Here is a 25100-nt window from a genome sequence, read left to right as displayed (position 1 = left end):
AGCAGCTCTGGAGGCAAGAGCTAGGCCGGTCGGCGCGTAACGGCGACCGGTCCCGACGGCACCGAAAGACCCTCCGGGGCGATGATCCGCTCCGCCCCGTGCCGTACCGCCAGCCACAGGCCGAGCGCACCGGGATCGTCCGGCGCGGGGAGACCCTCCCCACTCGCATCCAGAAGCATCTTGGCAGGCGCCCAGACCGTGGGCCGCCCCTGACGGAGCGACCAGTCCATCTCTGTGCGGGAAGCCACGACGGAAAGCCGCGGATCCGCCGCGGCGATGAGCCAAGCCGCCTGATCGAGCGCGAGGAGGTCAATCCGCCATTGCGCCGCCGGGCTGGCCGCAACGGGGCGTTCTCCCGGAAGGCCCGGACAGATCACCACGGCCTCTCCGACCCCGCCCAGCAGCTCCGGCGTGCGCGCAGCTTCCCCGGCGGTCACCAGCAGCAGGGCAAAGGCGGGAAGCGCACTCTCCGTCCGGGTTTCCTCCCCCGGCGTCCGCATGATCTCCACCCCAAGCGCGCCAGGCCCGCGGTCGAGCTTCTGGATGCGGATGAAGGCGCGCCGCGCCAGGCGATGCGACAGGATGCGGTCCGCCACGCCCTCTGCCAGCGTCTCGAGCAGGTTGACCCGCCCCTCCGCCAGTTCATCGCGCACGGCCTCCGCCAGCCGGTCGTAGGACAGGATGTGATCCACGTCGTCGTCGCTGCCCTCCGGCCGGGCCGCGACCTCCACCACGATGTCGAACCGCAGTCGCTGCCGCCTGCCCCGCTCCTCCGCAAAGGCGCCGATATCGGCCTCCACCACATGATCGCGCAGACTGATCCGGTCGAGCGGCGGGTCCGACGCTGTGGCCGCCGCGCGGGCCTCCGGGTGAGCAAAGGCGAGGCGGGTTTCGTCGGTCATCGGAGGCTCCTCGCGCGGCATCTGCAAGGCACCGATCCTAAGACGATGCCGCCGAAGATGCCAGCAATGCCGTTCGCGACCTCAGTCCCGCCCTCAGTCCACTGCCACGCGTTGCGTCGCGCCGGGCAGCCGGTAGAACAGATGGTCGCCGATGAGGGTGGTCCGCGCCATCTTGCGCGACCAGCCCGGCTTTACATGGACCGTGTGAAAGAAGGTCGCGCCATAGGTGAGCTGGCGCGGAGCACCGTCCAGCATCAGCCGCGCGATCTTGCCCGCGCGCTCATACGCCTTCCGTTCCGCAATATGGTCGGGCGTGCCGTCGCACATGAAGGAGAACTGACAGCCCTGCTTCACCACACCACAGATGGAATTCGGCCATTGCCGGTTTTCGACGCGGTTGAGGATCACCTCCGCGACGGCGAACTGTCCCTGCAACGGCTCACCGCGCGATTCGAAATAGACGGCCTTGGCCAGACAACGCCAGTTCGCATCGCCATTCGCCTTGGGCTGGTCGTCCAGCCAGTTCGCATCGTAGCGGACACGCATCTCTCCCGCCGCGGGGGCAGAGACGGCTTTCACAAGCCATGGATCGACGGGCCTTCGCACATCATCCGCTGTATAGTTCGCATCCTGCGCTCTCGTCGCGGTTGTCGCCGCGTCGGTAAAGGCGGTCGCCGGTGATCCCAAGGCCAGAGCCAGAGCCACCGCGATACCCCGTCCTGTCCTGGTCATCCCATTCCCCGACTGGTTTTCATTCGCGCCCCGAGGGGGCATGAGGAGGGGAATTAGGCGGCAATCGCAGGGGCGGTCCACTCACGTGGCAAAAATGCAACGCTTATCGGCGGAACCCCGCCGATAGTTTTCTGCAAATAATATGAGATATTTCCGATACTAAGCGGAAACTTCTAGATAATTACCTGCGCTTCCACTTCTCTAGCGCAAGATGAGCAGCCGTCAGTCTCGCAACCGGAACACGAAACGGCGAACAGGAAACATAATCGAATCCTGCCGCACGACAGAAGGAAATCGATTCGGGATTGCCTCCGTGCTCCCCGCAGATGGAGAGGGTGAGATCGGGATTCACCCGCTTCCCCCGCTCCGCGCCGATCAGCAGAAGCTCCCCCACGCCTTCGGTGTCGAGCCGATGGAAGGGGTCTTCGGGATACACGCCCTGCTGGACGTAAGTGCTCATGAACCGTCCGGCGTCGTCTCGAGACAGGCCATAGGTCATCTGCGTCAGGTCGTTGGTGCCGAAGCTCAGGAAAGCGCTGTGCTGTGCAAGATCGCCCGACCGGAGCGCGGCACGCGGCGTTTCCACCATGACCCCGAGCCGGAAATCCAGCGGCACGCCCATGCGGGCTTGCACCAGCGCGGCGACGGCGTCGATCCGGGCCTTCACCAGTTCCACCTCTCGCTGAGCGGAGACGAGCGGGATCATGATTTCGGGCACGACCCGCTTGCCGCGACGGCCGATTTCCAGCGTCGCCTCAAAGATCGCGCGGACCTGCATGTCGTAGATCTCGGGCATCGCAATGCCCAGCCGCACGCCCCGCAGACCCAGCATCGGATTGAATTCGGTCATGGATTCCACCCGCCGCGTGACTTCCGACAGCGGGCGATCCAGCGCTTCGGCCAGTTCGCGCATTCCGTCACGGGTCTGGGGCAGGAACTCATGCAACGGCGGGTCGAACAGACGGATGCAGACGGGGTGGCCGTCCATGATCTCGAACAGCTCGACAAAATCATCGCGCTGCATGGGCAGCAGACGGTCTAGCGCCTCGGCGCGGTCCTCGGACCGATCGGCGAAGATCATCTCCCGCATCACGGTCAGACGGCCTTCCTCGAAGAACATGTGTTCGGTGCGGCACAGGCCGATGCCCTCCGCCTCGAAGACACGGGCCATGCGGGCGTCGTCGGGCGTGTCGGCATTGGCGCGGACACCGATATCGCGCACCGCATCCGCCCAGTGAAGCAGGCTGTAGAACGCGTCGTCCAATGCCGGCTCCAGCAATCCGGGCGCACCGGCCAGCGCCTCACCGCGCGTACCGTCTATCGTGATCACATCGCCTTCGTGAAAGATGCGCCCGTCCATCGCGGTAAGGGTCCTGTCCCGCGGGTTGAACCGGAGAGACGAGGCGCCGACGACACAGGGAAGGCCAAGCCCCCGTGCGATGACCGCCGCGTGGCTGGTCATGCCGCCACGCTCCGTCAGGATGCCCTTCGCCGCATGCATGCCGCGGACATCCTCCGGCGCCGTTTCGCGGCGGACGAGGATGCAGGCTTCCCCACGCGCGGACATGGCCTGCGCCGCCATCGCGCTGAAGACGATACGACCCTGTGCGGCACCGGGGCTGGCGGCGATACCCTTGACGATCACGTCGCGTTCGCCCGCGGGATCGACCTGCGGGTGCAGGAGTTCGGAAAGCGCGCGGGGCTGGATGCGCAGAAGCGCCTCCTCCCGCTCGATGACGCCGTCCTCGGCCAGCGCCACCGCGATGGTAACCGCCGCGCGCGAGGTGCGCGCGACCTTCAGCGCGTCCAGAACGTGCAGATGGCCGTTCTCAATGGTAAACTCGATCTGCATTTCCTCACGCAGACCCTGACGGCTCACCGCGCCCAGCCGGATCAGTTCGTCGAAGGGGCCGGGGCAAAGCTCCTCAAGCGAAGGACCGCGCGGATCGCGGGTCAGGTAGAGCGAGCCCTCGCGCCGTGCCAGCGCCTCCCGCCCCTGACTCTGACTGAGGTAGCGACCGGTGATCCGCGGCTTGCCCGTGGTGCTGTCAACGAACTGCATGACACCGGAGCCGGATTCCGCCCGGCCCAGACCCAGCGCCATGGCCTGCACGACAAGACCAAGCCCCGCATCCACCGGCGCGCCTTTCGCCTGCCGCAGCAGCCGCGCCGACGTGCCCTCCCACGCCCGCGACATGGAGCGGAGCACATCGGCGAGCTGCCGTTCCGCCTCTTGCGGAAAGGGTTCGTCGGTCTCGTCCTCATAGGCGCGCAGCGCAAAGCGCAGCGCCTCCGCCGTGGGCATGTCGGTCTCGAACATGTCGGGGTCCAGGCGCGCAACGTTGACGGCATAGGCCTGCACGAAGCGGAGATAGAGCGCATCCGCCGCCTCCCGCCCATGGGTTTCCGACAGCGCGTTGTGGCACTCCTCGCCCATGCCGATGTTCAGAACGGCGGAGGGCCCACCCCATTCAGTATTCTCTGGGCTGGGCCGGACGCAGATAAGCTGCCCCGGACCCAGCAGATCGGTGAGCGCGGAAGCATCCAGCGGATAGCCAGCCGCCAGCGCCCGCACCGCATCGAAGGAGAGCGCCACCGTCGGCGGAACCGGCATCTGCAGACGCACAAGCCGCTGGAGGCATTTCGCCCGCCAGCCGTGGCTCTGGACGGCGATCGTCGCCGTCGGCGTGATGGAGACGAAATCCGTCACTTTCTGCACCGCAGCAATCCCCCCTTTTACATATCCGCGCTTGCCGATCCGACAAGTCCGGCCATCCGAAAATTGCCGCGACGCAGCGTCAGCCTTCGATGCGGTGCAGGTCGGCCACCCGCGTGCAGATGGTGCGGATCCGGTTCAGCAGGTTCAACCGGTTTCTCCGCAGCACCTGATTCTCGGTATTGACCTGCACCGCCTCGAAGAACGCGTCGATCGGCTGGCGGAGGGCGGCTGTCGCCGTCATCGCGGCGGCAAAATCCCCGGACGCCAGTGCCGGCGTGATTTCCGCCTCCGCCCTGTCCAGCGCGGCAAAGAGCGCCTTTTCCTCGGGCGCTTCGGCATATTTCACGTCCGGCCCGAAGGAATATTCAACGCCGTCCTTCTTTTCCTCCGCCGTGAGGATGTTGTTGGCGCGCTTGAACCCCTGGATCAGGTTCTCGCCATCCTCCGACTTCAGGAAGGCAGCGACCGCCTCCGCCCGCTTCACCAGCAGCGTGAGATCATCGTTGCCCGGCATTGCGAGGCAAGCATCGATCACGTCATGGCGGATGCCCTGATCCCGCAGGTAAACCTTCAGCCGATCATGGAAGAAGGCGAGCAGATCGCCCGCCAGCACCAGCGCGCATTCCTTCTCCACCCGCTCATCCGAAAGATCGGGTGCGCCCGCATCCTCCGGCATCGTCGCCGCCATTGCGGTGCGGCTCCGCCGGATCGGCGCCAGCAGCGACTCGAGCAGGTTCAGCCGCAGCCCGTTCGTCAGCACGAGCCGGATCACCCCCAGCGCGGCGCGGCGGAGCGCGAAGGGATCCTTCGAGCCCGTGGGTTTCTCGTCGATCGCCCAGAAGCCGGTGAGCGTGTCCAGCTTGTCCGCCAGCGCCACGGTGACGGAGACCGGCTCCGTCGGAACCTCGTCGGAGGGCCCGAGCGGCGAGTAATGCGCTTTGCAGGCATCGGCCACCGCATCGGGCAGGCCGGCAGCCCGGGCATAATAGCCGCCCATCACCCCCTGAAGCTCCGGGAACTCCCCGACCATGGCCGATTGCAGATCCGCCTTCGCGACCCGTGCAGCCTCCGCCGCCAGATCGGGAGAGGCGCCCGTCACCGGGGCCAGTTCCCGCGCCAGCGCCTCGATCCGGCCGATCCGGTCGGCCTGCGAGCCCAGCCGGTTGTGGAAGGTGACATGGGCCAGCCCCGCGGCCATGCCCTCCAGCCCCTCCGCCTTCACGGTGCGCAGGTCGTTTTCCCAGAAGAACCGCGCATCCGACAGGCGGGCGCGCAGCACCTTGCCATTGCCCTGAAGGATGGTCGCGCCGTCATCCGCCGTCTCCCGGTTGGCGACGGTCACGAACTTCACGATCCGGCCCGCCTTGTCGCGGACGGAGAAGAACTTCTGATGCTCCTTCATGGAGGTTTGCAGCACCTCCGGCGGCAGGGTCAGGAACTCCTCTCCGATCGGGCCCATCAGCACGACCGGCCATTCGACCAGCCCCGCGACCTCCGCCAGAAGGCCCGCATCCTCCACGATCTCCAAGCCCTGCGCAAAAGCCATCTGGGCGGCGTCGTTGCGGATGTGATCGGCCCGTTCGGCCGGGTCGAGCATCACCTTCGCGGCCTTCAGCTTGGCGGCGTAGTCCTCGAACCCCGTGACGGCAAAGCGGCCCGGCGCCATGAAACGGTGGCCTTCGGTGATGGCGCCCGCCTTGATCCCGTCCACCGCGAAGGGCACGATCTCCGCTCCCGCCTCGCTGGTGAGCAGACATAGGATCGAATGCAGCGGACGCACCCAGCGGAGCGACCCGGAGCCCCAGCGCATGGATTTCGGCCAGGGGAAGGTGCGGATCGTGCGCTCCACCACCTCCGCCACGATCTCCGGCGCGGGGCGCCCGGGCTTTTCGACCACGGCGAAATAGACCTGCGCCTTCTTGTCGGCGCGGATCTCAAGCTGCTCCTGCGTCAGCCCCGTAGCGCGCAGGAAGCCCTCGATGGCCTGCGCCGGTGCATCGACCCGCGGCCCCTTGCGCTCCTCCCGCACGGCGCGGCTCTCGGCGGTCAGGCCGTGAACCGTCAGCGTGAGCCGCCGCGGCGTGGAAAAGGCCGCAGCCCCGGCATAGGTCAGCCCAGCCTCCACCAGCCCGTCGGTGACGAGCTTCCTCAGATCGTCGCGGGCCTTGGCCTGCATCCGCGCCGGGATTTCCTCGGAGAAGAGTTCAAGGAGCAGGTCTGGCATCGGTCTCTCGCGCGAAAGTCGGGTTGATTTGCTGCCAGGCATAGGCCCGGCCGTCGGGATAGAGGGCAATGACGCGGTCATACCCTTCGGAATGCGCCGCGCCAAGGAAAGCCTTCGCCGCGCCGGAGGCAAGCGCCGCGCCGATGGCGGGGGCGTCGAAGCAATCGAACCAGCGCGGCGCGATCAGCGGCTCCGCACCGGGATAGGGGGCGAAGCGCTCCACCTCCTGCGCCGTCAGGCGGGTGCGGAAACAGGCGCGGAACCGGATAGGGGAGGAGGAGGCATCGATGGCGCGAAAGTCACTGACCGCCAGCGGCTCCACCTGCCCGTTCCGGTCGGTCAGCGTGAGCGCGGCTTCCGCCTCCGGCACGTCGCGATAGAAGGCATAGACCTGCAACCAGTAGATTGCGGCGCCCGCGATGAGCGCCGCGCCGATCAGTATCCCGCCGACGAGCCTGCCATTCACGCCGCTTCCCCTGCTCCGCCCGCCTCTGTCGTGACGAAGGCATCGGCACATTTCTTGGCCAGCGCGCGCACCCGCCCGATATAGGCCTGCCGCTCCGTCACGGAGATCACGCCGCGGGCGTCCAGCAGGTTGAACAGGTGGCTGGCCTTGATGCACTGGTCATAGGCCGGATGCGCCATGACGATCCGACGGCCTGCCTTGTCCACCTCCGGGGCGGAGAGTATGCGTTCGCACTCCGCCTCCGCGTCCTCGAAATGCCGGAGCAGCATCGCCGTATCGGCCTGATCGAAGTTCCAGCGGCTGTATTCCTGCTCCGTCTGGCGGAACACGTCGCCATAACTGAGCGGAATGGGCGCGGCGGGGTCGTTGAAGGGCATGTCCATCACGTGGTCGATGCCCAGGACATACATGGCCAGCCGTTCCAGCCCATACGTCAGCTCGCCCGAAACGGGCTTGCAGTCATGGCCGCCGACCTGCTGGAAATAGGTGAACTGGCTCACCTCCATCCCGTCGCACCAGACCTCCCAGCCCAGCCCCCAAGCGCCCAGCGTCGGGCTTTCCCAGTCATCCTCCACGAAGCGGATGTCATGGAGCGCCGTGTCGATGCCGATGGCATCGAGCGAGCCCAGATATAGCGCCTGAAGATCGGGCGGCGACGGTTTGATCAGCACCTGATACTGGTAGTAGTGCTGAAGCCGGTTCGGATTCTCACCATAGCGGCCGTCCGTCGGGCGGCGGGAGGGCTGCACATAGGCCGCGGCCCAGGGCTTCGTTCCCAGCGCGCGGAGCGTGGTTGCCGGGTGGAACGTGCCCGCGCCGACCTCCATGTCATAGGGCTGCAACACCGCGCAGCCTTTCGCGGCCCAATAGGATTGAAGCCGCAGGATGATCTCCTGAAAGCTCCGGGGGGTGGTTGCGGGTGCCATGCTGCCTCCTGAAAGGTCGTCATCTCCATAGGCGCGGGGCGCGGGGCGGTCAACGGCAGCCCCCGTTTTCGCGGATGCGAAATGGCGGCGGGCGCGCTAATGTCGCCTCCAAAGCCGGGAACACGGCAGAAGAAGGGGCAGAGATGCGGATTTTTGTGGTGGCGGCATGGGTTATCGCTCTCGCTCTCGTGCTGGGCCAACCCGCCCGGGCCGAGGATGCGGTATGGATCCAGATCGAGGCCCGCCCGGCCGAGGCGGAGGCACTGGATCGGGCGCATCTTTGGCAGCGGGAGTTTCCCGATCTGGCCGGCTTCCTGCTGCCCACCGGCTGGCACGCGCTTGCCATCGGACCGTTTTCCCGCGCGGAGGCGGAGAAGCGGCTGGCGGAGCTGCAGGGCGAAGGCCGGGTTCCGCATGACAGCTACCTGATGCGCGGTGCGGCCTATGGCGCGCGCTTCTGGCCGCAGGGCGTACGGGCCGAGGCGCAGGCAATGCTCGCCGCCAGTCCGCCACGCCGCCCGGCGGCGCCCACCGCTCCGACCGGCCCCGATAGCGCGCGGCGGGCGGAGAGCCAGCTTTCGCTGGAGGAACGCAGGGAGACGCAGACGGCGCTGGCATGGCTCGGCCTTTATGACGGTAGGATCGACGGGGCTTTCGGTTCCGGCACACGGGCCGCCCTTTCCGCATGGCAGCGCCTGAACGGAGAGCCGGAGACAGGCTCGCCCGGCCCCGAAAGCCGTGCGGCCCTTGTGGCCCGCTACCGCGCGCAGGTGGCCCATCTCGGCATGACGGAGGTCACCGAAGGCCCCTCCGGGATCCGCGTTACCCTGCCGCTCGGGCTTTTGGCGTTCCGGGGTTATGAGCCGCCCTTCGTACGCTATGCGGGCGACGACGGGGTGGAGGTGCTGCTCATCTCCGCACCGGACGGCCCGCTGACACGCACCTTCGAGGCGACAGAGACCCTCGCCCTTCCCGGTGGGCGCCTGAACAGCTTCGGACCGGAGGGGTTCACCCTCAGCGCAAGAGACGGCAGCCGCGCGGCGGAAGGAGAGGCCCGGCTCGAAGGCGATGTCATCAAGGGCTGGATCGCGGTCTGGCCGCTGGACCGGGAGGCGGAAATGAAGCGTGTCGTGGCGGAAATCCGGCGCAGCTTCCACCCCCTGCCCGGCCGCGCATTGGACCCCACGGCGGGCAGGATGGGCGAAGCGGATCGCGCGGCCCTGCTGGCCGGGGTGGACATCGGCAGGCCCACGCGCCGTGCCACCGGCTTCCGGCTCGATGCGGCAGGGCGTGTGGCGACCGTCACGGAGGCCGTGGCCGGCTGCACCCGGATCACCGCGGCGGCGGAGGGCTTAGCCCCGGCTACGATGGTGGTTGAGGAACAGCGCGGCGAGCTCACCATTCTGCGGCCGGAGGGCCAGATGGCACCCGGCCCCGTCGCCCCGCCTGCGGGCGCGCCGCTGAAGCCGCTGGGAAGCGGAGAGATCGTCGCGGCGGGCTATGGGGCGACGCCGGGCGGGGCGCGGGCTGCGATCCTCAAGGGGCGCTACAACGGCGAGACGGATGGGCGGGCGCGGCTGGCCCTCCGCACGACGCCCGGGGACGCGGGCGGGCCGGTGCTCGACCGGACGGGTGGCATCCTGGGAATGCTGCTGCCCGCGAGCGGGCCGGGGGCCGTCGCACGCGCCATCCCTGCCCGCGATCTGCCGCTGGAAGGCGCCGCCTCGCCGGTTACGCTGGAGCCGGAGGCGCTGGCCACGCTGGCCCGCGCGATCACGCTCCGCATCGCCTGCTGGAACTAGCAGGCTGCTGGAAAAAGTCGTGGGTTCACCCGGCCCTGCGCTGAGAAGCAGAAAATCGGTCCGGGCACGAGCCAAGACCTGCGGTTTCCGGGGAGATCTTCACCCATGTAGGAAGGATCTCCGCCCAGGAGCAAACTCGGAACCCTTTTCAGCACCCTGCTAGCCGCGCCAGAAGCGGGGCATCAGCAGCACGAATACCGCGATAAGCTCCAGCCGCCCGAGCAACATTCCGAAGGTCATCAGCCATTTCGCGGTGCGCGGGAAACCCGCCACCGCCCCGCTGGCCTCCACCTCCGGCCCATAGACGGTGCCGACATTGGCGATTGCCGTCCAGGCGGCCGTCATGGCGGTGCGGAAATGCAGCCCGCAGACCGACAGGCCAAGCGTCAGCACGCCGAGGCTCAGCATGAATATGGTGAAGAACAGGATCACCGAATTCAGCACATCCGAATCCACCACCCGTCCCTCCAACCGGACGGGATGCATCGCATGGGGGGAGTTGATCCGCAGGATCTGGCTGCGGATTGCCTGAAAGAGGATCAGGAAGCGGAACACCTTGATCGAACAGCCGGTGGAGGATGTGCACCCCCCGACCAGCCCCGCCAGAATGACCACCGTCAACGGAAACTGCCCCCAACTGGAGGCATCCGCCGTCGTCAGACCCGTGCCGGAGAACAGCGACACCACGTTGAAGGCACTCTCCTGCAACGTCTGAACAACGGGCGCGCCGGAGACCAGCGTGCGATACAGAAAGACCAGCATCACCGCGTAGAACAGCCAGCGGAGATAGGCCCGGACCTGCACGTCCCGCCAGAGCGGCGTCGGATCCCCCCGGACGAGCTGGATGTAGCGGATGAACGGGGTGGAGGCGATGATCATGAACACCACCGCCGCCCATTGCGGCCCCGGGCCAAAGCGCGCGAAGCTGTCGTCGTAGCTGGAAAATCCGCCTGTGGAAACGGAGGACAGCGCCATCACCGTCGCATCATAGGCCGAAAGGCCTAGCATGCGGAAGATCACGATGAAAGTGACCGTCAGCACGATGTAAAGCCGCAGAAGTGCGCCCGCGATGTCGATGGCCCGCGGCAAGACCTTGCCCAGCGTGTCGAACCCTTCGGAGCGGAAGAACTGCATGCCCCCCACGCGCATCACCGGCAGGAAGATCATCGCCACGATGACGATGCCGAGCCCGCCCATGCCGTTCATCATCGCCCGCCACAGGTTCGTGCCCTGCGGCAGATCATCCAGCCCGACGAAAACCGTGGTGCCCGTGGTGGTGAAGCCGGACATCGCCTCGAAATAGGCATCCGTCAGGTTCGCATGGGGTGCGCCGATCATCAGCGGCAGCGCACCAAAGAACGGCAGCACGATCCACGTCCCCGTAGTGAGCAGAAAAGACTGGCGTATCGTGAGGCCATGCCGGCTCTCTCCCCGGCAGGCAAGCGCCACGAGAGCGCCGGTGAGGACGGTGACAATCGCGCCCTCCGCGAACGGCCGCCAGTGCGGCGTGCGGAGCGCCACCTCCAGCGCAAGCGGCGCAAGCATCGCCAGTCCAATGACGGCGACCAGCAGACCGATGATGTATCCGACAGGTCGCACGTCCAGCATGGCCGTAGCTTCCCGGAGGCGCGCCCGCTGTCAAGACCAGTCGTCGCGGTCAGCGGTCAGCGGTCAGGCTGTGATGGCCGGAGGCCGGTGTCCGGCCGGGAAGCGGAGGCGTGGCGGGTTTTGTAAGAAGCCGTGACTTCGACGCGGTGAAAACGCCGGCCCGAAGCCGGCGACCTGCCGCGGTGGAGGAAGGCGCTACCCGGAAAACGGCCCGATGGCTGTGCCTTGGACGCAGCAGGGCTGGCACAGGCGGGCTCGCATCGGCCGATGGCCATCGCAGCGCCTCGGGAAGCGGCTTGCCCATGCGCGGCGGGGGGGCAGGACGGCAGGAAAGCCTTACCCCGAATGATGCAGCGTCGCCAGAAACCGCGGGTCCACGCTCCGCTGGGCGAAGGTCGGCCCTTCCGTCAGGATGGAGACCGCATCGTGGCTGTGCAGGCTCTCCTGATGACTTGCCGCGACCCGGAAATCGCCGATCCGCGCATCGCCCAGCAGCCGCTCCGCGAAGGAACGCGCCGCATCCTCCACGAAGATCGGGTTGGCGGCGTTCAGCTCCGCGAAGGCCTGCTCGTCCTCGCGCTTGACCATCACCTGCGTCTCCGTCGGCACGGCGGCGCGGCAGATGTCGATCAGATCCTCGAACCACAGCGTCCGCCCACCCGCCAGCGCCACGGAAATCCGTGCGACCGAACGCTGCGAATGCGGCGTCGCAAGCTGCCCCCGCACCTGGCGCGCGTGTTCGGACAGCTCAAGCGAGCAGGGGCAGGTGGAGGAATAGACATAGTCGAGATGCACGAACCGCTCCCGCCGCCCATCCGTTTCGATCATCTCCAGCGCGATGTCGTAATACTGGTAGCCCTCCAGCCCGGAGCGGAGCGCCTTTACCCTTGCCGGAAAGGAGAAGCGCATCATCAGCCGCGCGTCGCAACTGCCCAGATCGGCCTTGTAGTCATCCAGCACGGAGGACATCACCTCGAAGCTGAAGCTCCGTTCGGCATGCGCGTAGAAGCTGCGCATGATGCGGGACATGTTGATGCCCTTCTTGCCGGAGGCGAGGCTCACCGTGCCGGTGACGGACGTCTCAAGGCTGATCTCCCCCCCCGCGCGCAGCCGGTAACGGATGGGCAGGCGGAAGTTGGAGATGCCGACCTGCTGGATCGGCCGATGCGCCCCCACGATCAGGCTGGACGGGCCGTTCTGCAAATCGGGCAGCGTGGCGCGATAGGCCTCGTCGGCGACGAAATCCGCCGGATAGCTGCGGTTGAGGTCGGGATAGTTCGCGACCTCGCGCCCCGGCAACAGGCGCGCGATGGCGGGGTCGAGCGTCGCGACCTCCTCGGGCGTGGCGAGCGCCGCCCAGCTCCGGAGCAGATCCAGCGCGGCTTTTGCCTTCTCCCGGTCAGGGGCGGCGGGCGTGAGGTCGGGTTTCGTCGGCGCGTTCATCCTGTGGCTCCGGATCGTTGTCTCGGCGCGCGGGGCCCGCGCTGGCGTCTGTTCTGGCATAAGGTCTGACACGCGCAGCATCGGCTGCGGGCCTTTCCCGTGTCAGCAAAATGGGGCGCGGGCAGGCCGATTTCCAGCCCGGCCCACCCCCATACCAAGGTCGTATCAGGCCGCTTCCAGTGCCTTCATGACATCTTCGATCAGGTCCTGCGTATCCTCCAGCCCGATGCTCACCCGCACCAGCCCCGGCCCGATACCCGCGACAGCACGCGCCTCATCGGTCAGGCTGGAATGGGTGGTCGTTGCCGGATGCGTCACAAGGCTCTTGGAATCACCGAGATTGTTGGTGATCGTGAAGATCTTCAGCGCGTTGAGGAAACGGAACGCCGCCTCCTTCCCGCCCTTCAGGTCGAGCGCCAGGAGCGTACCGCCATTCGGCATCTGCCGTGCGGCGAGCGCATGTTGCGCATGATCGGCAAGGCCGGGGTAGATCACATGGGCCAGCTTGCCGTGCCCCTGGACCGCCTCGGCGATCGCCCTGGCGGAGTCGGCGGCGGCGCGCACACGAAGGTCCAGCGTCTCGATCCCCTTGAGCATCACCCAGGCGTTGAACGGGCTCATCGCGCCGCCCGTATGCTTCAGGTAAGGCTCCACCGTCTTGCGGATGAACTCCTTGGAACCGAGGATCATGCCGCCCAGACAGCGCCCCTGCCCGTCCACATGCTTGGTGGTGGAGTAAACGACGGCATCCGCCCCGAGCGCCACGGCCCGCGACTCGAGCGGCGTGGCAAAGACGTTGTCCACCACGACCAGCGCCCCCACGCGATGCGCGATCCGGGCGATACCGGCGATATCCATGACCTCGAGTGTCGGGTTGGAGACGGATTCGAAGAACACGGCCTTCGTTCCGGGACGCACTGCGGCCTCCCATTCCGCAAGGTTCGTGCCATCGACCAGGGTGACCTCCACCCCGTAACGACCGAGAACGTTGTTGAGGATATAGAGGCAGGAGCCGAAAAGCTGCCGCGCCGCCACGACATGATCCCCCGCCTTGAGCAGCGACACCAGCGCGCCGTTGACCGCGGCCATCCCCGAAGCGGTGGCGAAGGCGTCCTCCGTCCCCTCCGTCGCGGCCATCCGTTCCTCCAGCATCCGCACGGTCGGGTTGCCATAGCGGGCATAGATGAACTCGTCCGGCCCGGTTTCGATGAACCGCGCTTCCGCCTGTTCGGCACTGTCGTAAACGAAGCCCTGCGTCAGGAAGATGGCCTCGGCGACCTCGCCATACTGGCTACGCCGGGTGCCCGCGTGAACCAGTTTCGTGCGGCTGTTCCAGTTGTTCATTCTTCACGTCTCCACGTCTCTCGCCCGGAACGGGTGTCGGAGACCGGGAGCGGATCCGCGGATGACCTACACCTCTTTAGCGGCTTGTTTAACGTGGCCCGCAATCCGGTAACAAATCGCCACGCCCGTTCGGATAAGCCTCCCCGGCTGCGACGTCAACACCTGCCGGGCGGGCTTGCATCGGATAGACGGCGCGCGCAAACATTCTCGAATCGAAAAAGGAGCGTGAGTCATGCCGGGACCGATCCAACTCTTCTACTGGCCCACCCCCAACGGCTGGAAGATTTCCATCGCGCTGGAGGAGATGGACCTGCCCTATGTGGTCAAGACCGTGAACATCGGCGCAGGGGACCAGTTCAAGCCGGAGTTCCTGGAGATCTCCCCCAACAACAAGATGCCCGCCATCATCGATGAGGACGGGCCGGACGGAAAACCCGTGTCCGTGTTCGAATCCGGTGCGATCCTGCAATACCTCGCCCGCAAGACCGGCAAGTTCTACGGCACGACGGAGCGGGACAGGCTGACCGTTGACGAATGGCTGTTCTGGCAGGTCGGAGGACTCGGCCCGATGGCGGGTCAGGCGCATCACTTCCTGAAATACGCCCCCTCCATGGATCCGCCGAACGACCTGCCCTATGCTAAGGACCGCTATCGCAAGGAGGTCGCGCGGCTTTACGGCGTGCTGGACCGCCAACTGGCCAAGGCGGAATTCGTGGCGGGGGATTTCTTCTCCATCGCCGACATGGCGATCTGGCCCTGGGCCATCGGCTGGGAAGGCCAGCAGCAGACGCTGGACGACAAGCCGAACCTCGCCCGCTGGCTGGAGACCGTGGGCAAGCGGCCCGCCGTGAAGGCCGGCCGCGCCATCGCCGCCGACCGGAAGACCGACATCGCGCAGGACCGCAAGGCGCAACAAGTGCTGTTCGGCAAGCGCGACTGACCCTTCCGCGGCCGGGGATCTGGGGGCCGAGTATCACAGCGCTGGCGATCAGCGGGCCGCGGATCTGAAGGCCGAGTATGAGAGGGCCGGGGAACTGAGCGGCGATCAGAGGGCCGGGATCACTCCCCCGGCTCTTCCTCCCGCACCGCGTAACGCTCGAACAGCTTGCCCTGCGTGATGAAGAAGGCAAAGACCGCGAGCGTCAGGCCGAAGGTCTTGAAGTTCACCCAGACCTCGGTGGAAAGCATCCGCCAGATCACCTCGTTCGCGACCGCGATGAGCAGGAAGAACACGAAGACGCGGCGGGTGAGGATCATCCAACCCTCCTCCCGCATCGGCACCACCTCATCCATCAGGAAGCGGAGGTAGGATTTGCCCTGCAACAGCCCCACCCCCAGCACACCCGCGAACAGCAGGTAGATGATGGTGAGCTTCATCTTGAAGAACCGCTCGTCGTTCAGCCAGACCGACAGCCCGCCGAACACGGTCACCAGCACCAGCGTCAGCACCTGCATCCGCGACAGATGCCCCGTCAGCGCCCAGAGGATCGCCGTGCAGACGATCATCACCGGGATGAAGGCCGCCGTCATCAGGATGAAGCCGTCATAGGACGTGCCGCCGATGACGAAACTCTGGTCCTTGATCCGCATGTAGCCCACGAAGAACAGCAGCACCGGCCCAAGCTCCAGCGCGAGCTTCAGCCACGGGTTGATCTTTCTCACAGCCATCGGCACCTCCGTTCGGGCGGCAAATTGCGCGTTCGGGCGGGGCAATGCAACGTCAATGCACCGCCCCCACCTGCACAAGCACGGCACCTGCGGCGATAAGCAGCATGAGCGCCGTGCGCGCCGGCCCGACCTTCTCGCCGAGCATCAGCCATCCGATCAGCGCGGCGAAGGCGGTCGATGTCTCCCGGAGCACCGCCGCCTGCCCGACATCGCCGATCCGCGTGGCGATCATGATGGCGCCAAAGCTGAAGAACGCCGTCACCGCCCCGATCAGGCCGAGCCTGATGAGCGAGCGGGCCTCTCCGGGCCGGATGGGATACCACCTGCGCCGGATGACGAGCGGGAAGCTCAGCCCGTCGATCAGAAAGAACCACGCCAGAAAGGTGAAGGGATCGGCGGTGGAGCGGATCCCGAAGGCGTCATAGGTGGTGTAAAGCGCGACGAACCCGCCCGTCGCCACGGCAAAGCCCAGGGCGGACACCAGCGTTTCGCGGTTCAGGACGATCGTCCGCAGGTTGTAGAAGGCAAGCCCGAAGATCGCCCCCACCAGCACCAGAACGCCTGCGAACTGCAAGGGCGCGAAGACCTCCCCGAAGAACAGATAGGCCCCGAGCACCGCAAAGAGCGGCGCTGCGCCCCGCACCACCGGATAGACGACCGTATAGGCGCCGCGGGCATAGGTCGCCGCCTGCAGGAACTTGTAGGCGAGGTGAATGACCAGCACCCCCGCGAAGATCGGCCACATGTGCGGCTCAGGCCATGGCACGACGAACAGCGCAAAGGGCGCGGCCATGGCCGCCGCCGTCAGGTCGATCACCGCGCGCGATTTCCACGGGTCCGCCCGCTGCCCCTTCTGCAACGCGCCGAACACCGCATGGAGGAGCGCGGCCAGAAGCGCGAGCCCCATGGAGATCTCCTGGCCGAGCGGCGTTCCCGCGATGCTGACGAGCCATTCGCTCATCGCCACGCCGGGAACCGCAACCGGCTCCCCCCGCTTGTAGCAAAGGGAAAAAAGGGGGCGATCATGCTGGCCGTGCTGAAGGAAGAACTGTCCGCGCCATTCGAGGCATTTCCGATGGAGGTGGCGGTTCTGCGGTTGCTGGCCGCCGTGACCTTGGGGGGTCTCATCGGTTTCGAGCGGGAGATGAAGGAAAAACCGGCCGGGCTCCGCACGCATATGATGGTCGCGCTGGCCGCCTGTCTGTTCACCCTCATGGCCTTCGAGATGGTGCAGGTGGAGGCCAAAGGCAGCGGCGCCTCCATCCAGGCCGACCCGATCCGCGCCATCGAGGCCGTGACGGCGGGTGTGGCCTTCCTTGCTGCGGGCACGATCTTCAGCCAGAGGGGGCGGGTCAACGGGCTGACGACGGGGGCGAGCATGTGGCTCGCGGGGGCGGTCGGCCTTGCCTGCGGGGCGGGGCGCATCCCGCTTGCCGCCCTCGCGACGCTGGTGACGCTCATCGTGCTTTGGCTCGTCCATCTCGCTTCGCGCCGGATCGGGGCGGTGGAACGCGGTGACCGCGCCTGATCTTCCTTCGACCGTCGCTGTCGCGCGCATCGGCGCGGCATCGGACGCTGGCCGTCTTTCACCGGTCAGCCTCTCACCGGCCAGCGGGCCCGGCGGCTCCCGGATGGCGCGGGAGGGCGATCACGCCTCCGCCCCGGTCAGGGCGCGCGCGAAATCCTCCGGGTCGAACGGGGCGAGGTCGTCTATCTGCTCGCCCACGCCGATCGCATGGATCGGCAGGCCGAACTTGTCGGCCAGCGCCACGAGCACGCCCCCGCGCGCCGTTCCGTCAAGTTTGGTCATCACGAGGCCGGACACATCGGCAAGCTTTCGGAACGTCTCCACCTGATTCAGCGCGTTCTGCCCGGTCGTCGCATCAAGAACGAGAACGGTATTATGCGGCGCGGAGGGGTCCTTCTTGCGGATGACCCGCACGATCTTTGCCAGCTCCTCCATCAGGTCGGCGCGGTTCTGAAGCCGTCCGGCGGTGTCGATCATCAGCAGGTCCGCGCCTTCCGCCTCCGCCTTGGTCATGGCGTCAAACGCGAGGCTCGCCGGGTCCGATCCTTCGGGCGCCGTCAGCACCGGCACACCGGCACGCTCCCCCCAGACCTGCAACTGCTCGACCGCCGCTGCGCGGAAGGTGTCGCCTGCGGCAATGACCACCTTCTTGCCCGCTGCCCGGAACTGCGAGGCGAGTTTGCCGATGGTGGTGGTCTTGCCGGATCCGTTCACGCCGACGATCAGCACCACCTGCGGTTTCTTCGGATAGAGCGGCAGGGGCCGCGCCACCGGCTCCATGATCCGGGCGATCTCATCGGCCAGCGCCGTGCGGATCTCGCTGGCGGACATGCGGCGGCCCATACGTCCTTCGGCGATATTGGCCGTGACGCGGAGCGCGGTCTCAACCCCCATGTCAGCCTGGATCAGCAGCTCCTCAAGGCTCTCCAGCATCGCGTCATCCACGACGCGGCGCGGCTCCTCCACCCGCGCTTCGCGGCTGAACAGCCGGCCGACCAGACCGGGCCGTTCCGGCGGAATGGAAGCGGGCGGCTCCGGCGCCACATCGACCGGCAGGACCGGCGTCGCGGCAAGCGGCAGGGCGGGCGGCGCGGAAGGGGATGTCTGCCCGGCAGGCTGGGTTTCTGCCTCCGCGGCCGGAGCCTCTTCCACGAGGGCATCGATCCCCTGCTCGATCCGGCTCGATGATCGCGTGAGCCGTTCCTTGAGCTTGCTGAAGAAGGACATGGGCACTCTCCCCGCGATTGCACCGGCGATTTCACTGGGCCTTTCGGCTTTTCTCTCAGCTAAAGCAGACGGGCGTCAGTTGAAAGACCCGCACCCCCCGAAACCAGCCCGAAGGCTCTTTCCCCTCCCGTTTCGGAGCGTGAGCGGCTAGATAACCGCTATGACCGACGCTTTCCTCCCCCGGCTCCGTGCCGCAATCGCCACGCTGCCACCCGCACAGCGCGTCGCGCCGGTGGCGGTGGATGGCAGGCGCTACTGGGTGAAGCGGCGGGAGCATTACGACAGCCTGAAGCTCCGGCTGCAGAAAGGCGATGCCGCGCGCGCCTTCGAGCGGGAGCGCCGCGCGCTTCATGATCTGGGCCGGCTCGGGCTACCGGTTCCGCCGGTGGTCGATGAAGCGGAGGATTATTTCGTCACCCCCGACAGCGGTGTGCCGCTGGCGAAAATCCTTCGCGACAGGCTTCTTGCGGAGGAGGAGCGGATGGCGGCCTTTCGGGCCGCGGCGCGCGCGCTCCATGCCTTCCACGCAGCCGGAATCGCGCATGGACGCCCGAACCTGCGCGACATGCTGTGGGACGGGAAGCGCATCACGCTCATCGACTTCGAGCGCTATGCCCCCCGCAGGAACCGCCGGATCAACATGGCGCTCGATCTGCTGATGTTCGTCTTTTCCGCCTATGTCGCGGCGGAGGGCGAGCGCCCGGAGATCGACGCCGCCATCGCGGCCTACCGGGAGGAGGACAGCATCGGACTGTGGCCTCTGGCGGGGCGTATCGCGCGTATGCTGGGCTTTCTGACGCCACTGACCGCGCCGCTCCGCAGGCGCAGACCCCGCTCGCGCGAGCTTGCCGCCCTGCCGCTGACGCTCCATCGTTTCAGCGCGGAGACGTGAGGAAACAGGGACTGGCCAGACGCCGGTCGATCTGTCACCGTTCGGAGGTGCCCCCCACTTCGGAGGTGACCCCGACGAGGTTCCGATGCGCCTTCTGCTCTCCGCTCTCGCCCTTGGCCTTGCCGCCCTGCCCGTGCTCTCGGCCACGACGGCCGAACGGCCCATGTCGGCAGAGGCGTTCGAGCGGTATTCGACGGGCAAGACACTGACCTATGGCGCGAACGGCGCGCCCTATGGCATCGAGCGCTATCTGCCGGGGCGGCAGGTCGTCTGGGCGTTTGTCGGGCAGGAATGCCGCTACGGCCAGTGGTATCCCGCCGGGGACGAGATCTGTTTCGTCTATGAAAGCGATCCGCTTCCGCAATGCTGGGTCTTCTACGCGACGCCGGGGGGCCTCCGCGCCCATTTCAGCGGGGATCCGAACGGGGAGGATCTGGTGGAAGTGAACCAGAGCAACGACAACATGCCCTGCCCCGGGCCGAAGGTGGGAGCCTGAGTCCAGCCACCGGACACTGGCCTTGCGAGCGGACACTGGCCCTGCGAGGTTCCGTCTCATCCTCTGCCGGACGGATGACCGGTGCCGGAACTCCCCGCCTGGAATGACTGCGCTGTCACCGGTCGGTCACGCGCCGCTTGCGGCGGGCTGCGCCCTCCCCTAGCCTCCCGCGCGAAGAGGAGAACGACATGACCAGAACCCCCGGTTTCGACACGCTGCAAGTCCATGCGGGCGCGAACCCCGATCCCGCGACCGGTGCCCGTCAGGTGCCGGTCTATCAGACCACCGCCTATGTGTTCCGCGATGCGGATCACGCAGCGGCGCTCTTTGGCCTTCAGGAGGTGGGCTACATCTATTCCCGCCTGACCAACCCCACGGTCAGCGCGCTTCAGGATCGGGTGGCGGCGCTTGAGGGCGGTGCGGGCGCGGTCTGCTGCTCCTCCGGCCATGGCGCGCAGATCATGGCGCTGTTCCCGCTGATGGCGCCGGGCAGGAACGTTGTCGCCTCCACCCGGCTCTACGGCGGAACGGTGACGCAGCTTACCCAGACGATCAAGCGGTTCGGATGGTCCGCCAAGCTGGTGGATTTCGACGATCTGGACGCGCTGCGGGCCGCGATCGACGAGGACACCCGCGCGATCTTCTGCGAATCGATCTCCAATCCCGGCGGCTATGTCACCGATATTCCCGCAGTGGCAAAGCTGGCGGATGAGGCCGGGCTGCCGCTCATCGTGGACAACACGCTCGCCACGCCCTGGCTCTGCCGCCCCATAGAGATGGGCGCGACGCTGGTCGTGCATTCGCTGACGAAATACATGACCGGCAACGGCACGGTCACGGGTGGGGTCGTGGTCGATTCGGGCAAGTTCGACTGGTCGGCGTCGGACAAGTTCCCCTCCCTCTCCACGCCGGAACCCGCATATCACGGGCTGAAGTTCCACGAGGCGCTGGGGCCGATGGCCTTCACTTTCCACGGCATCGCCGTCGGTCTGCGTGATCTCGGCATGACGATGAACCCGCAGGGCGCACATTACACGCTCATGGGGATCGAGACGTTGAGCCTGCGCATGGCCCGGCACGTGGAGAACGCACGGAAGGTCGCCGCCTGGCTGGAGGCCGATCCCCGCGTGGAGGTCGTGACCTATGCGGGGCTGCCGTCCTCCCCCTGGTATGAGCGGGCGCAGCGGATCACGCCCCGTGGCGCGGGCGCGCTGTTCACCTTTGGCGTGAAGGGTGGCTACGAGGCCGGGGTGAAGCTGGTGGACAGCGTGAAGCTGTTCAGCCACGTGGCGAACCTTGGCGATACGCGTTCGCTCATCATCCATTCGGCCTCCACCACGCACCGGCAGCTCACCGATGCGCAACGGGAAGCCGCAGGCGCCGGGCCGAATGTCGTTCGTCTGTCCATCGGGATCGAGGATGCCGACGACCTGATCGCGGATCTGGATCAGGCCCTCAGCGCCGCGGTGGGGTAACGCCCGGGCAGCCAGCGCAAACGAAAGGCCCGGACAGGTTGTCCGGGCCTTTTCCCTGTGTCGCGCATCCTTGTATCGCGGGGCCTACTGTCCCAGACGGAAAACCATCGTCACATTCGCGTTCACGCTGACCTCACCCTCTGCCAGCGGGACGCCCGCGCCGCTGTCTGCGCTCATGCGCATCATCGGGCGCGGCTGCTGGCCGGTGAAGCTTTCGGTCAGCGACTGAACCGGGCCGAGCGCGACGCCCGCCGCCTCCGCATAAAGATGCGCGCGTGCGATGGCATCGGCGACGGCGGCCTTGCGCGCGGCATCCGCGTTGGGTTTGGGATCGGACAGCCCGAACCGCAGCCCCTGGAACGTGTTCGCCCCGTTCTTCACGACGGTATCCAGCACGCTGCCCAGCTTGTTCAGATCCCGCACCGTCACGCTCACGTTGTTGGCGGCGACAAACCCCACGACCTTCGGCTGGCCCTGCTGCGGCTGCTCCCAGCGGGGCCCGAGCGTCAGGTCGGAGGTCTGCAAGTCCTTGGCGGCAATTCCGGCCGCCTTCAGCGTCTCAAGCATCTTGGCGGTCGCGGCGGTGTTTTCGGCCAGCGCCGCATTCGCGCTATCCCCCAGGGTCTCGACCCCCAGCGTCACGGTGGCCATGTCGGGGCGTGCGCTGATCTCTCCCTCTCCGTTCACGGTAATGGTCGGATAGGTCATCTGTGCCTCCTGCGCGGCAAGCGGCGTGGCCGCGAACGTCATGAGCATGGCGAGAGTGGTGAACCGCATGATATGCCTCCTTTTTCCTCTGCTGTGGCGGGGCGCCGCACCGCTGACAAGTGAACTCTCCGTGTTCCTACCCCTAGCGTGCGCGATTTCCCGCTATACCCCATGCTGATGCCACTGCATAATCGCAGCGGTCCGTCTTTCGTGGTAGGTGCGTTCCGATGAAGCCCAGTTTCACGCTCGAACTTGCCGCCGACGGCATCCGTCTTTTCCACCGCACGCCGCTTGGCTGGCGAACGGTCGGGGCCGTCGGTCTGGGCGATCCCGACCTCGGCCAGAAGGTCGCGGCGCTCCGCAGCACCGCGCTTGGCATGGAGCCCGGCGTGCTGACGACGCGTCTTGCGATCCCGAACGACCAGATACTCTATACGCGCGTCATGGCCCCCGGGCCGGATGCCGCCTCCCGCCGCCGCCAGATCCGCGCGGCGCTGGAGGGGATGACCCCCTATGCGCCGGAGGAGCTGGTTTTCGACTGGACCGGCGACGGGCGGGAGGTGCAGGTCGCCATCGTCGCGCGGGAGACGCTGGAGGAGGCGGAGGCCTTCGCCGCCGATAGCCGCTTTGCGCCGGTGGCCTTCGTGGCGATACCGCCGCAGGGCCAGTTCAATGGCGAACCGTTCTTCGGCCAGACCCATCTTGCCCCCGCGCTGCTCGGCCCGGAGGAGCGGGTGGAGCGTGAGACCGTACCGATGCGCCTTCTCGACCGGCGTCCTGTTCCGGTGGAGCCGAAACGGCCGGCCGAGGCCGCGCCGACGGCTTCGTCCCCCGGGGGGGCGAAGGGGTCGGTGCAGGGCTCCGAGGCGATGGCGGTGGATGCGCCGGGCTCTGTCGGGGTTCTGTCCGACCATGTGGAGGAGGGACGGGAAACCCACGCCCCTGCCCCCATGGCGGCCGAACCACCGCCGCTCGATGCGGATGTGGCCGCCCTCGCCGCTCCAGCCGCCACTGTTCGGCCGACCGCGCCGCGCCCCGATCTGCCCCCGCAGGAGAGCGTCCGGCATGTCAGCCCGCCGCTTCAGGGCGCCGCCAGCACGTCCCCTGCGACGGATGCGAAGAACACCCTGCGTGCGCCTGCCAGAGAGCGGACACGCATGCGGCGCGGACTGATGCTCGCCCTTGGGCTTCTGGTGCTTATCCTGCTTGTCCTGCTCGGGTCCGGCCTGTTTCTGGGTGACCAGCGGACGAGCCGCGCCGGTCAGTTCGGCCTTGTCAGTGCCGCGCACGCCGGCACCCTCGCCGCTCCGACCCGCCCTCTGACGGCGCAAGCGGCGGAGGCGGAGACCCTTCGTGGGCTGCTTGCACGACACCGTCCGGCCATGCTGGGAGTGGCTTATCCGGTCGGCCCGCGCCTCGCACTGACGGAAGCACCGCGCCGCCGCACGGGGGCGCAGATCGACGCCACCCGGCCGAAAGCGCGACCCGGCTCCCGCCCGATAGCCGCCGCACCGGCGGCACCCCGGAACATGGCCAGCAACGATCCTGCCCCGAAACTGTCCTCGCATCGTCCGATGCCGAAGCCCGCAGGCATTGCCGCGCGTGGCCAGGCTGCAGCCGAGGCAGAGAACCCCCCCGTCGCGCTCGCCGTCGATCGGCCCCGTTCGAGACCAAGGAATTTCGCACCCGCCATCGCGGTCGCCCTTGCCGCAGCCGTGGCGGAACCAGCCGCCCCGGCGCGCGCCGCCGTCGCGGCCCCTCCTCAGCCGCAAATGACGCCGCCGGTCATTGCTGCGGCGCGCCAACCGGTCGTGACCAGAAGCCCTCTGGCCGCAGCCACAGAATCTGACGATGAACCGGAACCACAGGTCGTGACACCCAGAATCCCCACCCGAGCCTCCGTTGCCAAGCAAGCCACCATCACCAAAGCGATGAACCTGCGCGATGTTAATCTGCTTGGCGTGTTCGGCACATCGTCGAACCGCCGCGCCCTCGTTCGGCTATCCAACGGACGGTTGCAGCAGGTGAAGGTGGGAGACCGGTTCGACGGGGGTCAGGTGGTGGCCATCGGGGCAAGCGAGCTTCATTACGTGAAGTCGGGGCGTGGCTTCGTGCTCGCCATGCCCAAGACCTGATCAGCTCCGCGCGAGCAAACGCCGCAAGGCCTCTGCCACAGCCGCCGGATGCGTGATGGGCGCCATATGGCCCGCGCCCGGAATCGCCACGACCTCCGCATCGGGAAGGTGCGCCGCAAGCCGGTGCACGATCTCCGGCGCGAGGGGCGCGGATGCGGCCCCATGGATCAGCGTTACGGGCCGGGCCAGCCCCTCCAACCGCCCCGGTCGGAGCAGGCCTGCGGAATCCTCGGACAGCGCCGCCGATGTCGCGGGAATCACCTCGATACGATCGACGATGTAGCGCTTCATTCGGTCGGGCAACCGCTCCCATGCCATGCCCGCACCCCAGCGCGACATGAAGGCGCGGGAGGCCTCTTCCCTGTCGCCCCGCCCCCAGGCCTCTGCAAAGGCCCGGTTGTCAGCTACGGGTCCGCCACCCGTCACCGCGGCGAACAGCACCGGCTCCACCAGGGCGAGGCTCCGCACGAGTTCAGGGGTCTCCAGCGCCAGACGAAGAACAAGCGTGCCGCCGAGCGAGTGGCCGACCAGATCGACCGGCCCGCCCCTGCCCGCCGTCAGCACCGAACGACGTAGCGCATGCGTCGCGACATCGTGATAGTCGCCAAGGCCGGGGGCCCACCGCCAGCTTCGCCCGTGCGAGGGCAAATCCACGGCAGTCATCGCGCAGAGGTCATCCAGATCAGCAGCGACACCGCTCCACGCTCCGCCATGGGCGAGCGAGCAATGCGCCAGAACGACTGCCCGCGGGCCGCTGCCCCAGCTTCGCGTGGCAAGCGGCGCTCCGCGGTCCACCATGTCGGCC

The 25100-nt window shown here is 67.2% G+C and carries 21 protein-coding genes and 1 riboswitch; of the genes, 7 read left to right on the top strand and 14 right to left on the bottom strand.

Features of this window, described 5'->3' with window-relative positions:
- Nucleotides 1-20: 20 nt before the first annotated feature.
- From CDV49_RS04320 to CDV49_RS04295, 6 genes are all read right to left on the bottom strand, one after another.
- Nucleotides 21-902, bottom strand: a complete 882-nt coding sequence (locus CDV49_RS04320) for a dihydroneopterin aldolase (RefSeq protein ID WP_088214338.1) — start codon at nt 900-902, stop codon at nt 21-23.
- A gap of 93 nt (nt 903-995) precedes the next feature.
- The gene (locus CDV49_RS04315; RefSeq protein WP_256947232.1) at nt 996-1634 is read right to left on the bottom strand and encodes a cell wall hydrolase; all 639 of its coding nucleotides are present in this window, start codon (nt 1632-1634) and stop codon (nt 996-998) included.
- Between the two features lie 181 nt (nt 1635-1815).
- On the bottom strand, nt 1816-4353 hold the full coding sequence (locus CDV49_RS04310) for a putative PEP-binding protein (protein ID WP_373447783.1): 2538 nt from the start codon (nt 4351-4353) through the stop codon (nt 1816-1818).
- A 79-nt stretch (nt 4354-4432) separates the two neighbouring features.
- Nucleotides 4433-6577, bottom strand: a complete 2145-nt coding sequence (glyS, locus tag CDV49_RS04305) for a glycine--tRNA ligase subunit beta (protein WP_088214335.1) — start codon at nt 6575-6577, stop codon at nt 4433-4435.
- The gene (locus tag CDV49_RS04300; protein WP_179209116.1) at nt 6558-7043 is read right to left on the bottom strand and encodes a DUF6446 family protein; all 486 of its coding nucleotides are present in this window, start codon (nt 7041-7043) and stop codon (nt 6558-6560) included. The genes glyS and CDV49_RS04300 overlap by 20 nt, the downstream gene beginning before the upstream one ends.
- A complete protein-coding gene (locus tag CDV49_RS04295; protein ID WP_088214333.1) occupies nt 7040-7969 on the bottom strand; it encodes a glycine--tRNA ligase subunit alpha in 930 nt (309 codons plus the stop codon). Before CDV49_RS04295 ends, CDV49_RS04300 begins: the two co-directional genes overlap by 4 nt.
- Before the next feature lie 143 nt (nt 7970-8112).
- Between CDV49_RS04295 and CDV49_RS04290 the strand changes: the two genes are divergently transcribed.
- A complete protein-coding gene (locus tag CDV49_RS04290; RefSeq protein ID WP_179209115.1) occupies nt 8113-9771 on the top strand; it encodes a peptidoglycan-binding protein in 1659 nt (552 codons plus the stop codon).
- Between the two features lie 159 nt (nt 9772-9930).
- On the opposite strand, the gene CDV49_RS04285 is transcribed toward CDV49_RS04290, so the two are convergent.
- From CDV49_RS04285 to metZ, 3 genes are all read right to left on the bottom strand, one after another.
- On the bottom strand, nt 9931-11379 hold the full coding sequence (locus tag CDV49_RS04285) for a TrkH family potassium uptake protein (RefSeq protein WP_088214331.1): 1449 nt from the start codon (nt 11377-11379) through the stop codon (nt 9931-9933).
- Nucleotides 11380-11715: 336 nt separating this feature from the next.
- On the bottom strand, nt 11716-12822 hold the full coding sequence (gene folE2, locus CDV49_RS04280; protein WP_088214330.1) for a GTP cyclohydrolase FolE2: 1107 nt from the start codon (nt 12820-12822) through the stop codon (nt 11716-11718).
- Nucleotides 12823-12987: 165 nt separating this feature from the next.
- Nucleotides 12988-14166, bottom strand: a complete 1179-nt coding sequence (gene metZ / locus CDV49_RS04275; RefSeq protein ID WP_088214329.1) for an O-succinylhomoserine sulfhydrylase — start codon at nt 14164-14166, stop codon at nt 12988-12990.
- Nucleotides 14167-14221: 55 nt separating this feature from the next.
- A riboswitch (SAM riboswitch) is annotated at nt 14222-14299 on the bottom strand.
- Nucleotides 14300-14398: 99 nt separating this feature from the next.
- Here metZ and CDV49_RS04270 point away from each other — a divergent pair.
- Nucleotides 14399-15106 carry a glutathione S-transferase N-terminal domain-containing protein gene (locus CDV49_RS04270; protein WP_088214328.1) on the top strand — a complete coding sequence of 236 codons (708 nt, stop codon included), beginning with the start codon at nt 14399-14401 and terminating at the stop codon, nt 15104-15106.
- 119 nt (nt 15107-15225) lie between these two features.
- On the opposite strand, the gene CDV49_RS04265 is transcribed toward CDV49_RS04270, so the two are convergent.
- Both CDV49_RS04265 and CDV49_RS04260 read right to left on the bottom strand, forming a co-directional pair.
- The gene (locus CDV49_RS04265; protein ID WP_088214327.1) at nt 15226-15834 is read right to left on the bottom strand and encodes an inner membrane-spanning protein YciB; all 609 of its coding nucleotides are present in this window, start codon (nt 15832-15834) and stop codon (nt 15226-15228) included.
- A 52-nt stretch (nt 15835-15886) separates the two neighbouring features.
- Entirely contained in the window at nt 15887-16795 is a 909-nt protein-coding gene (locus CDV49_RS04260) for an EamA family transporter (RefSeq protein WP_088214326.1), read from the bottom strand.
- 63 nt (nt 16796-16858) lie between these two features.
- Between CDV49_RS04260 and CDV49_RS04255 the strand changes: the two genes are divergently transcribed.
- Nucleotides 16859-17362 (top strand): MgtC/SapB family protein, encoded by a 504-nt coding sequence (locus CDV49_RS04255; RefSeq protein WP_088214325.1) that lies wholly within the window; start codon nt 16859-16861, stop codon nt 17360-17362.
- Between the two features lie 120 nt (nt 17363-17482).
- Here CDV49_RS04255 and ftsY read toward each other — a convergent pair whose 3' ends face one another.
- Entirely contained in the window at nt 17483-18589 is a 1107-nt protein-coding gene (gene ftsY, locus CDV49_RS04250) for a signal recognition particle-docking protein FtsY (protein ID WP_088214324.1), read from the bottom strand.
- A gap of 160 nt (nt 18590-18749) precedes the next feature.
- Here ftsY and CDV49_RS04245 point away from each other — a divergent pair, with 160 nt between their 5' ends.
- The 3 genes from CDV49_RS04245 (at nt 18750) to CDV49_RS04235 (ending at nt 21452) form a co-directional block, all read left to right on the top strand.
- Nucleotides 18750-19481: a lipopolysaccharide kinase InaA family protein gene (locus CDV49_RS04245; protein ID WP_088214323.1), complete on the top strand. Its 732-nt coding sequence runs from the start codon at nt 18750-18752 to the stop codon at nt 19479-19481.
- 85 nt (nt 19482-19566) lie between these two features.
- Nucleotides 19567-19977 (top strand): hypothetical protein, encoded by a 411-nt coding sequence (locus tag CDV49_RS04240; RefSeq protein WP_088214322.1) that lies wholly within the window; start codon nt 19567-19569, stop codon nt 19975-19977.
- A gap of 188 nt (nt 19978-20165) precedes the next feature.
- The gene (locus CDV49_RS04235) at nt 20166-21452 is read left to right on the top strand and encodes an O-acetylhomoserine aminocarboxypropyltransferase/cysteine synthase family protein (protein ID WP_088214321.1); all 1287 of its coding nucleotides are present in this window, start codon (nt 20166-20168) and stop codon (nt 21450-21452) included.
- Between the two features lie 84 nt (nt 21453-21536).
- On the opposite strand, the gene CDV49_RS04230 is transcribed toward CDV49_RS04235, so the two are convergent.
- Nucleotides 21537-22229, bottom strand: a complete 693-nt coding sequence (locus CDV49_RS04230) for an SIMPL domain-containing protein (protein WP_088214320.1) — start codon at nt 22227-22229, stop codon at nt 21537-21539.
- Between the two features lie 158 nt (nt 22230-22387).
- Between CDV49_RS04230 and CDV49_RS04225 the strand changes: the two genes are divergently transcribed.
- Nucleotides 22388-24295 (top strand): hypothetical protein, encoded by a 1908-nt coding sequence (locus CDV49_RS04225; protein ID WP_088214319.1) that lies wholly within the window; start codon nt 22388-22390, stop codon nt 24293-24295.
- Here CDV49_RS04225 and CDV49_RS04220 read toward each other — a convergent pair whose 3' ends face one another.
- Nucleotides 24296-25093 carry an alpha/beta fold hydrolase gene (locus CDV49_RS04220; RefSeq protein WP_088214377.1) on the bottom strand — a complete coding sequence of 266 codons (798 nt, stop codon included), beginning with the start codon at nt 25091-25093 and terminating at the stop codon, nt 24296-24298.
- Nucleotides 25094-25100: the final 7 nt, after the last annotated feature.

It is taken from the genome of Haematobacter genomosp. 1, assembly GCF_002196855.1.
GTDB lineage: Bacteria > Pseudomonadota > Alphaproteobacteria > Rhodobacterales > Rhodobacteraceae > Haematobacter.
Note: the sequence above shows the minus strand (reverse complement) of the source record. Positions and strands in the feature narration are given on the sequence as shown.

What these genes read in the sequence shown, in the direction of transcription:
- ftsY (WP_088214324.1), bottom strand. Translation starts at nt 18,589, where the DNA reads ATGTCCTTCTTCAGCAAGCTCAAGGAACGGCTCACGCGATCATCGAGC.
- CDV49_RS04260 (WP_088214326.1), bottom strand. Translation starts at nt 16,795, where the DNA reads ATGAGCGAATGGCTCGTCAGCATCGCGGGAACGCCGCTCGGCCAGGAG.
- CDV49_RS04285 (WP_088214331.1), bottom strand. Translation starts at nt 11,379, where the DNA reads ATGCTGGACGTGCGACCTGTCGGATACATCATCGGTCTGCTGGTCGCC.
- CDV49_RS04255 (WP_088214325.1), top strand. Translation starts at nt 16,859, where the DNA reads ATGCTGGCCGTGCTGAAGGAAGAACTGTCCGCGCCATTCGAGGCATTT.
- CDV49_RS04225 (WP_088214319.1), top strand. Translation starts at nt 22,388, where the DNA reads ATGAAGCCCAGTTTCACGCTCGAACTTGCCGCCGACGGCATCCGTCTT.
- CDV49_RS04240 (WP_088214322.1), top strand. Translation starts at nt 19,567, where the DNA reads ATGCGCCTTCTGCTCTCCGCTCTCGCCCTTGGCCTTGCCGCCCTGCCC.
- CDV49_RS04290 (WP_179209115.1), top strand. Translation starts at nt 8,113, where the DNA reads ATGCGGATTTTTGTGGTGGCGGCATGGGTTATCGCTCTCGCTCTCGTG.
- metZ (WP_088214329.1), bottom strand. Translation starts at nt 14,166, where the DNA reads ATGAACAACTGGAACAGCCGCACGAAACTGGTTCACGCGGGCACCCGG.
- folE2 (WP_088214330.1), bottom strand. Translation starts at nt 12,822, where the DNA reads ATGAACGCGCCGACGAAACCCGACCTCACGCCCGCCGCCCCTGACCGG.
- CDV49_RS04220 (WP_088214377.1), bottom strand. Translation starts at nt 25,093, where the DNA reads ATGGTGGACCGCGGAGCGCCGCTTGCCACGCGAAGCTGGGGCAGCGGC.
- glyS (WP_088214335.1), bottom strand. Translation starts at nt 6,577, where the DNA reads ATGCCAGACCTGCTCCTTGAACTCTTCTCCGAGGAAATCCCGGCGCGG.
- CDV49_RS04245 (WP_088214323.1), top strand. Translation starts at nt 18,750, where the DNA reads ATGACCGACGCTTTCCTCCCCCGGCTCCGTGCCGCAATCGCCACGCTG.
- CDV49_RS04320 (WP_088214338.1), bottom strand. Translation starts at nt 902, where the DNA reads ATGACCGACGAAACCCGCCTCGCCTTTGCTCACCCGGAGGCCCGCGCG.
- CDV49_RS04270 (WP_088214328.1), top strand. Translation starts at nt 14,399, where the DNA reads ATGCCGGGACCGATCCAACTCTTCTACTGGCCCACCCCCAACGGCTGG.
- CDV49_RS04235 (WP_088214321.1), top strand. Translation starts at nt 20,166, where the DNA reads ATGACCAGAACCCCCGGTTTCGACACGCTGCAAGTCCATGCGGGCGCG.
- CDV49_RS04265 (WP_088214327.1), bottom strand. Translation starts at nt 15,834, where the DNA reads ATGGCTGTGAGAAAGATCAACCCGTGGCTGAAGCTCGCGCTGGAGCTT.
- CDV49_RS04295 (WP_088214333.1), bottom strand. Translation starts at nt 7,969, where the DNA reads ATGGCACCCGCAACCACCCCCCGGAGCTTTCAGGAGATCATCCTGCGG.
- CDV49_RS04315 (WP_256947232.1), bottom strand. Translation starts at nt 1,634, where the DNA reads ATGACCAGGACAGGACGGGGTATCGCGGTGGCTCTGGCTCTGGCCTTG.
- CDV49_RS04230 (WP_088214320.1), bottom strand. Translation starts at nt 22,229, where the DNA reads ATGCGGTTCACCACTCTCGCCATGCTCATGACGTTCGCGGCCACGCCG.